Source organism: Desulfomarina sp. (assembly GCF_054039375.1).
Genome location: NZ_JBPLBA010000090.1, coordinates 1 through 2,687 on the forward strand (window position 1 = coordinate 1; position 2,687 = coordinate 2,687).

Consider the following 2,687-nt stretch of genomic DNA (forward strand, 5'->3'; position numbering starts at 1 on the left):
AATGGCCAGGCAACGTCAGGGAACTGAGAAATCTTGCGGAACGGTATGTCCTTCTTGGGCATCAATTTGATTATTCTCTTGAAAGACTCCTCTCCGGTCAGGACAAAGACCAGGAAAGTTCCCTCCCTAAACAGGTCGAATGTTTTGAGAGAAGTCTCATTGAACAGGCTCTTACCGGTGCCAACGGTTCAATCAAGGAGGCAATGAGCACACTAGCTATACCGAGAAAAACCCTTTACGACAAAATGAGAAAATATGGTCTTGATAAAAGTGACTATAAATAGAAGCTGAATCCAGCTGATAGAAAATGAAAAATTTACATTCATTCAAAAAGTGAATAGCCAAATTCGCCAAATATATCATAACATTTCTTGATTACCATGAAACTCAGCCGAATTGTGGATGTACCTGTTTGATCAGGCTAGCCTACGGTCAAAAATCACTGGAAATCTCAATTGATAAAGAATTCAAATGAAAAAGTGTCCGTCCAGATTATTTTATAATCAGTCCAATGTGATTTTTGAAATACGCCTGATAAAACAGGCCCAATCCCCATATTCACAAATAACAGGCTGAGTTTCATACGTAATCAGAATTATTTTTTATTGTACTTCAAGAAGGAATAACTTTACAAGGAAGGAAGTGGAGAGCAGCAGGAAACGGGAAGACCATGGGATAAGCCAGCATGGCCGGACACCATGGCTCGGCCATGCTGGCCCAGTGGGTACAAAAAACCACTGAAAATCCCAACTATGCCGATACAACCTTCAGCCGGGGATTTTCAGATAAACAGGCGGCAAACCACACTAACACTTAAATGCCGCCACCAGCAGATTCAGCAATTTACGGCCCCGGAATAATCACGGCAATGTAAAATCAACACCGGCAAACTGCACATTTTCCGCAACGGGATTCATGGGCGCGACAGCGTGTACACCGCCACACTGCTCACATTTCCCCACATATGTTTCAAGAATAAAGGGTGCCCCACAGCCCTGGCATACTGTTTCAATCGCCCCCCTGCTTATCGGCTGGTCCCTGACGGTACCACCGTGGGCATTATACACGAATTCGACAAGCTCTTTTCCTTTGGAAAAGGGACCGCCACCATCACTGCTGCAACCACAACCACATCCGGACATGTTTTTCTCCTGATAGTTTCCATTGATGACCCATGGCCGGCAAAACAGCCATGGCACTCTCAACCATGACACTATCGTAGATATATCCTCTACAAAATGACATAGGTCAATTCTCGGATTTTCTCTTTGAACCTGAATCCGCCAGTGCCAGATAAAATGCTCCGACAGTCAGTTCTGCACAGTGATAGTGGTCCTCCGGAAGAGTCTGCAGGAAATCAATGATATTCTCAGGTTTTATATCCCAGCAATCTTCGACCTTTTTCCCCTCAACAAGAACCGCCAGTCCATTGCAGCAGGCGTTTGTATGTATGCATCCTTCGAGTTCAAAATTAAGTGAAGTTATCGTGTCCCTGTCAATGGCCAGATAAATAGTAACAGTATCCCCGCAATCTCCTGTCTTTCTCCCATATCCATCTGGATTCTCAAGAGGTTTTCTTCGATCCCAGAGATATGCCATTGTCAGGAACGTCTCTGAATGATCATTCCAGAAATCAAACTTCTCTGCCATTACATCCTCCATAAAGATTTCTAATTACGTACAAAACTCTGCCTGCTTCTTATGAACACATTGATATAACTCACTATAATCAACGTGTTTAAAAAAACCAGTCTGCATCACCACTGGACGCTCACAGATTCAGGTATTCCGGAAAAGATCAGAACTGGAACAGGAATATTCGCACAGAAAGTGATCACAGCATTGTATACAGCGCAGCATCTGGTATGATTATTGTACGAAATATCCAAATCTCAATGGAGGTCTTTCTCGATGTCGGAATTCATGTTGCAGTTCAGTCCTGTCATGCAGGCTCTCATTGCCACACTTTTCACCTGGGGTGTAACCGCTGCCGGGGCGGCCCTGGTTTTCCTGACCAGAACAGTCAATGCAAAACTGATGGATTCGATGCTCGGATTCGCCGCTGGAGTTATGATTGCCGCCAGTTTCTGGTCCCTGCTCGCCCCAGGTATCGAAATGGCAGGAGAACTCGGCCATACACCCTGGTTGACTGCAGCAATTGGCTTTATGGGCGGCGGAATCTTCATGCGGTTGACTGACAAGTTTCTTCCCCACCTCCACCCCGGACTCAGCACAGATAAAACAGAAGGAATTAAAACATCATGGCAGAGAAGTACCCTGCTTGTACTGGCCATTACCCTGCACAATATCCCGGAAGGGCTTGCCGTTGGCGTCGCTTTCGGAGCTGTCGCGGCAGGACTCCCTTCCGCAACACTTGGTGGTGCGATTGCCCTTGCCATCGGCATCGGTATCCAGAATTTCCCTGAGGGAACAGCGGTGGCTGTCCCCCTGAGAAGAGAGGGGATGAGTAAAACAAAAAGTTTCCTGCTGGGCCAGGCTTCAGGTATTGTGGAACCCGTCGCCGGAGTCATCGGCGCCCTCTTTGTCATGAAAATGCAGAATATCCTCCCCTACGCCCTCTGCTTTGCCGCCGGAGCAATGATTTTTGTCGTCGTGGAAGAACTGATTCCCGAATCCCAGAGAAATTATGCCAATATAGATATTGTCACCATGGCCACAATGACGGG

Annotated in this window: 6 protein-coding genes; 3 read left to right on the forward strand and 3 right to left on the reverse strand. The window is 46.4% G+C overall.

Annotated elements, in window-relative coordinates:
• Positions 1 to 284, forward strand: a 284-nt coding sequence (locus ACXLDX_RS04770) for a helix-turn-helix domain-containing protein (RefSeq protein ID WP_457576053.1), incomplete at its 5' end; no start/stop codon positions are given.
• 401 nt (positions 285 to 685) lie between these two features.
• The gene (locus tag ACXLDX_RS04775) at positions 686 to 817 is read left to right on the forward strand and encodes a hypothetical protein (RefSeq protein ID WP_457576054.1); all 132 of its coding nucleotides are present in this window, start codon (positions 686 to 688) and stop codon (positions 815 to 817) included.
• A 43-nt stretch (positions 818 to 860) separates the two neighbouring features.
• Here ACXLDX_RS04775 and ACXLDX_RS04780 read toward each other — a convergent pair whose 3' ends face one another.
• From ACXLDX_RS04780 to ACXLDX_RS04790, 3 genes are read right to left on the reverse strand one after another with little or no spacing between them, the layout of a single operon-like run.
• The gene (locus tag ACXLDX_RS04780) at positions 861 to 1,142 is read right to left on the reverse strand and encodes a hypothetical protein (protein WP_457576055.1); all 282 of its coding nucleotides are present in this window, start codon (positions 1,140 to 1,142) and stop codon (positions 861 to 863) included.
• A complete protein-coding gene (locus ACXLDX_RS04785) occupies positions 1,111 to 1,245 on the reverse strand; it encodes a hypothetical protein (RefSeq protein WP_457576056.1) in 135 nt (44 codons plus the stop codon). Before ACXLDX_RS04785 ends, ACXLDX_RS04780 begins: the two co-directional genes overlap by 32 nt.
• A 3-nt stretch (positions 1,246 to 1,248) precedes the next feature.
• Entirely contained in the window at positions 1,249 to 1,650 is a 402-nt protein-coding gene (locus tag ACXLDX_RS04790) for an iron-sulfur cluster assembly scaffold protein (protein ID WP_457576057.1), read from the reverse strand.
• 261 nt (positions 1,651 to 1,911) lie between these two features.
• Here ACXLDX_RS04790 and ACXLDX_RS04795 point away from each other — a divergent pair.
• The coding region (locus tag ACXLDX_RS04795) for a ZIP family metal transporter (protein ID WP_457576058.1) at positions 1,912 to 2,687 on the forward strand (776 nt) is incomplete at its 3' end.